12 protein-coding genes and 2 pseudogenes are annotated in these 6124 nt (G+C 43.5%); 7 read left to right on the forward strand and 7 right to left on the reverse strand.

Annotation, left to right across the window (positions count from 1 at the left end; all coding sequences use genetic code 11):
• Both PX481_RS15245 and PX481_RS15250 read left to right on the forward strand, forming a co-directional pair.
• Positions 1-325, forward strand: a 325-nt coding sequence (locus PX481_RS15245) for an oxidoreductase dimerization domain-containing protein (RefSeq protein WP_502888605.1), incomplete at its 5' end; no start/stop codon positions are given.
• Positions 326-330: 5 nt separating this feature from the next.
• Positions 331-477 carry a hypothetical protein gene (locus tag PX481_RS15250; RefSeq protein ID WP_002758360.1) on the forward strand — a complete coding sequence of 49 codons (147 nt, stop codon included), beginning with the start codon at positions 331-333 and terminating at the stop codon, positions 475-477.
• Between the two features lie 114 nt (positions 478-591).
• Here PX481_RS15250 and PX481_RS15255 read toward each other — a convergent pair whose 3' ends face one another.
• The 6 genes from PX481_RS15255 to PX481_RS15280 all read right to left on the reverse strand — a co-directional run bounded on the left by PX481_RS15255 (position 592) and on the right by PX481_RS15280 (position 4471).
• The gene (locus PX481_RS15255; RefSeq protein WP_288094892.1) at positions 592-903 is read right to left on the reverse strand and encodes a type II toxin-antitoxin system VapC family toxin; all 312 of its coding nucleotides are present in this window, start codon (positions 901-903) and stop codon (positions 592-594) included.
• Positions 900-1187, reverse strand: coding sequence for a hypothetical protein (locus PX481_RS15260; protein ID WP_002790029.1), 288 nt, complete (start codon positions 1185-1187; stop codon positions 900-902). The genes PX481_RS15255 and PX481_RS15260 overlap by 4 nt, the downstream gene beginning before the upstream one ends.
• A 381-nt stretch (positions 1188-1568) precedes the next feature.
• Positions 1569-1775, reverse strand: a complete 207-nt coding sequence (locus tag PX481_RS15265; RefSeq protein WP_002741035.1) for a type II toxin-antitoxin system HicA family toxin — start codon at positions 1773-1775, stop codon at positions 1569-1571.
• Entirely contained in the window at positions 1772-1975 is a 204-nt protein-coding gene (locus tag PX481_RS15270; protein ID WP_002734086.1) for a type II toxin-antitoxin system HicB family antitoxin, read from the reverse strand. The genes PX481_RS15265 and PX481_RS15270 overlap by 4 nt, the downstream gene beginning before the upstream one ends.
• A gap of 715 nt (positions 1976-2690) precedes the next feature.
• A complete protein-coding gene (locus PX481_RS15275) occupies positions 2691-3716 on the reverse strand; it encodes a glucosaminidase domain-containing protein (RefSeq protein ID WP_288023679.1) in 1026 nt (341 codons plus the stop codon).
• Between the two features lie 92 nt (positions 3717-3808).
• On the reverse strand, positions 3809-4471 hold the full coding sequence (locus PX481_RS15280; RefSeq protein ID WP_002758364.1) for a hypothetical protein: 663 nt from the start codon (positions 4469-4471) through the stop codon (positions 3809-3811).
• A 171-nt stretch (positions 4472-4642) separates the two neighbouring features.
• Between PX481_RS15280 and PX481_RS15285 the strand changes: the two genes are divergently transcribed.
• The 5 genes and pseudogenes from PX481_RS15285 to PX481_RS15300 form a co-directional block, all read left to right on the forward strand.
• Complete coding sequence (locus PX481_RS15285) at positions 4643-4831, forward strand: phage integrase N-terminal SAM-like domain-containing protein (RefSeq protein ID WP_002758365.1); 189 nt, start codon at positions 4643-4645, stop codon at positions 4829-4831.
• Positions 4792-4932: a phage integrase N-terminal SAM-like domain-containing protein gene (locus tag PX481_RS29750; RefSeq protein ID WP_080603602.1), complete on the forward strand. Its 141-nt coding sequence runs from the start codon at positions 4792-4794 to the stop codon at positions 4930-4932. The genes PX481_RS15285 and PX481_RS29750 overlap by 40 nt, the downstream gene beginning before the upstream one ends.
• Positions 4929-5084, forward strand: a complete 156-nt coding sequence (locus PX481_RS15290) for a hypothetical protein (protein WP_002758367.1) — start codon at positions 4929-4931, stop codon at positions 5082-5084. Before PX481_RS29750 ends, PX481_RS15290 begins: the two co-directional genes overlap by 4 nt.
• A 496-nt stretch (positions 5085-5580) precedes the next feature.
• Entirely contained in the window at positions 5581-5880 is a 300-nt protein-coding gene (locus PX481_RS15295; protein WP_002758370.1) for a hypothetical protein, read from the forward strand.
• Positions 5774-6001 (forward strand): annotated as a pseudogene (locus PX481_RS15300) (DUF5615 family PIN-like protein); the annotation flags it as partial. The gene PX481_RS15295 and the pseudogene PX481_RS15300, both read left to right, overlap by 107 nt.
• Positions 6002-6003: 2 nt before the next feature.
• Here PX481_RS15300 and PX481_RS15305 read toward each other — a convergent pair.
• Positions 6004-6124, reverse strand: a pseudogene (locus tag PX481_RS15305) (IS630 family transposase); the annotation flags it as partial.

Consider the following 6124-nt stretch of genomic DNA (forward strand, 5'->3'; position numbering starts at 1 on the left):
CACTAATACTATTAAAATTCCTTTGAGTATAGTCGATCGAGCTATCACTGATGGCGAAACAGCAGGTTTTTTAAAAATTATTCACAAACAAGGTTCCGACCAAATTTTAGGAGCCACTATCGTCGCCACCCACGCCGGTGAGATGATTTCCGAAATTACCACCGCTATGGTTGCTAAAATCGGACTGAGTAAACTGTCTATGGTTATTCATCCCTATCCCACCCAAGCGGAAGCGATTAAAAAGGCCGCCGATGCCTATCGCCGAACTCTCTTGACTCCTAATAGTAAAAAATTCTTGGCATTGTTGACTAAATTATCGCGTTAAAATCAATGATTGCCACCGGAGAACTGCGGCAGAACTTTGAACAATTCTGGCGGGAAGCTGCCGCGCAGTTGGGAAACGCCCAATCCCTCACCGAACGGGGGTCGGGGAAATGGCAAGAGTACCAGTTGGAGAAATACCAACCCCTGACGTAGCTCTGCCCTTTTTAGAATACAAGTAAACGGTGAAAACCTTCTTGCTCAAAATGGCGATCGGTGGTTAATGCTTCATTAATATTGAACTGACGCATCAATAAAAAGCTAACTGCATCACATAAGGAATAAGGAATAAGTCTTATCTTGCCGTGCCATCAATAGTTTGACAGCAGCACGATGTAAAGGCTCATCTATCCAAACTGTCTCGATATCTGGATTTTCTAGCAAATCGGTGATAAATTCTAGGGTAGCTAAACGCGGGTAACGCCGAACTTGAGCTAGAGCAACTAACTCTGCTAAAACGTAACTGTGGGTGATGCTTTTACCTGCACTATCTAACAATTGGACAGCTTCTTCATGTCCTGGTTGATCACGATAGACATAGCAAAGTAACCCAGAATTATCGAGGAGTATCACCGATTTCATGTCTCCTCATGAGTATCTCCATACTCTCTCCCTAAGTCAGCATCAATGCTTTCATTATCTGCTCCTGTCGGATAGCCGCTAATTGAGCCAGCGTGCGCTCGAAAGCGTTGACGTGCTGCTTCTTTTTCGGCTTCCGTGCGTTGGTCTTTATTTTTGTTCAAGCGATACTGTCGCTCAAGGGAAGTTGTTACTAATTCTGACAGGTCGATACCTAATATTTTAGCTTGCTGTTGCAAGGCGGCATAGACTTCATCGCTCAATTCTAGGGTTAAGACTTGACTCATTTAGCTGTACCTTCATTGTGGCTATTGATTAGATTAATTTCTTTTTTAACTCTTTGACCATTATAACCTCGGACATCAGCTTGTCTCTTCACAGTAGCACTGTAGTAGCACTGTAGGGTGGGTTAGCGACAGCGTAACCCACCGCATATTAGGAAATTGATGGTGCGTTACATTAACATTAACGCACCCTACTGGACTGTTTCAACTAAAATAGGGCAATAGATTTCGGCTTAAAGTCTTAGATTATAGAATTTATAGCATTTTTCTAATACACCAAATTAGCTGAAACAAACCAGTAGGGTGGGTTAGCGACAGCGTAACCCACCGAATATTAGGAAATTGATGGTGCGTTACATTAACATTAACGCACCCTACGAAAGCTTATAAGTCATCTTCCGATAATCGAGCTATTTTCATAATTGATTTTAAAGTTCCAATTTTTAAGTCCTGATTGCGGTGTACAGGAATAGATAGAATTTTATCTTCATCCTCCTTTTCATAAATATGGTGACTACTGGTAATTTTTTTGAGTATCCAACCTTTTTTTTCGACAATTTTACAGAGTTTTTTCCCTGATATTGATTTCATACAGCAATTTCAATCACTTCTGACCTAGATTCAGGTTGTTTGCTTTCATTGGCAACTTCTAACCAGCCTTGTATGGCATCTTGGAGGTTATCGACAACTTCGTCCATACTATCTCCTTCTGTTATACAACCGGGCAGAGCGGGAACTTCAGCCCAGTAACCGCCTTCTTCGGCTGGATGAATAATAGCTTTGATTTTCATCAGGTTCAGAATTTTTGAAAACTTATCTCTTATTTTAATATGAATATGGAAGTTGGGTTTCCTTGCGTCAACCCAACCTACAGGCGATGCGATCGGCGATCACTGATTACCTCGAAGCAATTACGCTTCGTCCTACCCGATGTTAGGGGTTACGTTGCTCGTCCAACCTACTTGAGTTTCGACTTTTCTCTTGACCTAATCATCGTTTTTCTTCGTTCCGACTTTGGGATTGTTTTGACAATTTAGGGTTGACCACTTCACCCACCTTCAACTCTAGGGATAGCAGATACCGTAACGAAAGCTCTGCGAGTTTAGAAGGTTGAGTCAACATTTTTAGCTCAGATTGTTGCTCTGAAATTGGATGCTTTTTCTGGTTTTCCCTTATTGTCTCCCCGTTAACGCGCCTTGCGCCTATCTGTTTTGGCTCTGATTGCGTCCTTGTTCTCCGCTTCAGCCTCTAGATTTCCGAGTCTAGTCACTGGGGGCAGGTCGGGAGTCACTGTGTCCCTTACAGGGTAGGTCTTTCACCTACATCCTTTTTGTCAGTTATGCTGTTTTATCAGCACTCTAGGCTATTTATTCCCCTAGAAACGAATCGCACCGTTACATTAACATTAACGCACCCTACGGCGATGGCGATCGCACTGCTGCAGCTACAGCGATAGCGATCGCAGGTTCTATCTGCTGCTGTTAGGACAAAAATAAGAGAGTCCAGCTACTGATTAGCTCTTAGCCATTTCAAAATCGCTCTACCTATTGCTTGTCCGCCTCTTGTACTCCAGTCAACTACATCAGGCACAGAAACATCAATGAAGTAGACTTCAGCTAAAACTGCAACTCGAACATCCGTATCTTCTGCACCACTTAACACTCCAAGTGCTTGGCGTGGCTCGCGTCCTCCTGCAATACGATCTCGTATACCTAACTCTGCCGCAATTTCTGCACTCATTATCCGTGAAAGTGCTAAATCTGGAGGATCTGCTTTACGATCGTGGACTAGCACTTCTGCGCCCTGAGCAGAACGATTAGCACTGTTGTGATGAATTGAGCAGAATACGTCATAGCCAGCGGCTCGCGTTCCTAAATTGTATAAGCTTGCAACTGCATCTGTGATGTCACAAGGTACGCCAGCTTGTCTGATAACACGCTTTGCCGCTTCTGCAGCAATCTTATTCAACTCATACTCATTTTTAGAGTTGACACCAACTGTGCCTGGGTCAAATACCCCACTGGGCAATGTGCCATGTCCAACCTCGAGAAGAACGCCATTTTGCTTCCAGAAACTGCCATTTTCAGTTGTTTTCCTGAGGAGCCTTGAAGCTTCATCGAACAAATTAACGACTTTGTCTACATATGTTTGTTTTGCAGTGGAATCACCACCTATATAGCCAGCAAATGCAATAAACCTTATATATGTCTCAGGCGAAGAAATACTCGAACGCCACCCAGAATATACTGGTCGATTAATAAATATCCAATATCCGCGAATGGCATCCTCAAGAGTTACAAATTTACAGTATATGTCTTCACCATCACTTGCTTCGTAAGTAACAGGAATTGCTATTCCACTCATTTCGGGACGATACTTCATTCCAAATGGGTTACCGTGTAGCTTAAATAAGTCGGAGTTGCCCCGCCCAGATTCAAGAATAGCTTGGGCAAGCTGCACCTTCTTGAGATGCTCGAACTCAATCTCAGCATCTCGAATTGTACTCACAAAATCATTCCATTCAAAAGCCATCACTTTTCTCCTAATAACTAGATTTACAGAGTTAACGCAACAAGAATCTGCTCAAGTCTATGGCATTGAGAAAGCTCACACCTTGGCACAAGTTAGGTGCTGTAAAAAACACTCAAAGAAATGAAGCTTTGTGTCTCTCTCAATCCATCTAAAAAAGGTCGAATCTTGTCGTTGAAGTCACTAGTCTTGACTACGATGCACCCAGCAGAGCCTGGATAAATTGCAACGTTAGAGTCGCGGTGAAGTCCGAATTCACTTCGTCCTGTGTCTGGATCTGGATCTGGTGTGATATGGTAAAACATCCCTTCAATACCTGGAGTCGCAAGATAGTATCCATTGGTAGAAATCTTCCAGTCATTATCAGGGGGAATACAACCCTTACCCCTTTGAGTGTGAGCCCCAGGGTACTGATAACCAGGTTGACCAGACGTTGCCCTTACTCGGAGAACTTCTTGAGTGCCACGACTAAATACTAAATAACCATAAATTAGGTTACTGATGTTTGCTTGCTCAAGAGAGAAGACAGCCTTAACTTCTTGGGTTTGAAGACCAGTATCCCAGTGAGGCAAGAAAATCCACCAAGAGCCAGACTCAAAGGCAAGCTCGACATGAGAGTGTAGTCCATTAGTTTCAAGTATCTCATCCACAGTGTAAACCTTGCCTGTGGGCACAGCAACTTTCTGATTATCAGCAAGCTCTTCGCCTTGAATTGGCTGTTTTTTTAGGAGTGTAGAAACCTTTGCTTTATATTCCATTTCTCTCAGTGAATCATAACCCCTTTATCCTACTATCCCACCTCCATCGGTCTAACACCCCATAAATAAAACTTAATACCGCACCGTGCGGTCTAATCACCCCCATTTGGGCATAATTACCGCAGGGGGCGGTCTAGTATCTCTGCCAAACCGATTTTACCGCATTTGCCGATGACAGAAGAAGCCCAGTTCCATCGACTGTTAGAACGAGTCCGAGAAGTCATGCGTCTCAAGCACTTTAGCTTGAAGACGGAAAAATCCTACCTCTACTACATTCGAGACTTTATCCTCTTTACACAACAAACGCCACCCCTCCAGAGATGGGAGTTGACGAAATCCGCCAGTATCTGTCGCATTTAGCCACCGACAAGCAGGTTGCCGCCTCAACTCAAAATTTCGCTCTCAATGCCTTGCGGTTGACGGGTCAAAAAGTGCTTTACGTCCAGACACCACAATTTTGAAGGCCTGTAAGGAAATTGGCGGTTATCAACCCGTCACCTGGTTAGCAGGAAGGGATAAAAGCCGTTATCCCCAAGTTTATCGCACCCATCCCTTAGAAAGCAGCAATTATGAGGCATTTGACCGGATGATTGGGGTTGCTAATCAGAAATAGCAAGAAAGCCTCTTAATAACTCGTCCTGCGGTTCAATTTCGTGGCTTTTTTCCCGAAGTTAACAATCAGAATCTTACGGAAATTGCGATCAAAATCAAGGAAACCTACAATGATTATTTAAAGTTAGTGCGATCGCTTGAAGACCTGAAAAACCGGCATCCCGAACTAAGAGAACCTTATATCGAGGTAACATCGACTAAAAGTCAGAGAACGATTTACCTGACCCGACTAGATCGGTTTGGGACTTTAGAATCGGGTTTTTTTTAGTCAAGATAAGCAGTCTTGTAGCGTGGGTTGAGCGACAGTCCAACCCAACCCCAAAGGCGATTGAAAACAACAATACACACTACCCCCCCGAAAAGTATCCTACGCTACAATTTAATAAATCTTTACATTCTTCTCCCTGACTAGGGATTCACAGGGGAAGGAGTCTCAGGTGGTTTCCCCTGTTTTAATCGGATAAACTAGGGATACCAGCTTTCATCAAGGCATCAGCATGACTACCAACGTAGCGAAAACTCAATGGCAGTATTTAGAGAAACGTCCTCATTCCTGGCGACAACAGCTTTGTTTTCAAGGCAGGAGGCTGAAAGCTTTTGATGTCTGGTCAGATATGATTGTCAATGACATGACTCCTCAAGAAGCAGCCCTTAATTGGGAGTTACCCCTGGCTGCCATCTATGAAGCAATTGACTATTGCGAGAGGAATCAGCAGCTACTCAAGCAAGAAGCAGAAGAAGAACGCCACCGTCTGGAAGCAAAGGGGATTAGTGTTGAGTCTAAGATTATTGCTTGATGAGGACTCGCAAGCCCAACTTCTGGTTAAGTTACTTACGGCTGCCGGTCATGACGTACTGACGATCAATGAAATTGGTTTGGCTGGCTGCACAGATAATGTCGTACTTGACTATGCTATACTTTAGACGTTCATAATCTGAGATTTATTAAACTTCTGAAATCGTAGAGTCAGCAAGGAATCCAGTTCTTTTTTATGTTTCAGATGGGCATCATTCAGACATTCATAAATAGCTGAAGAAAAG

The organism is Microcystis sp. M53603_WE2 (assembly GCF_030065435.1).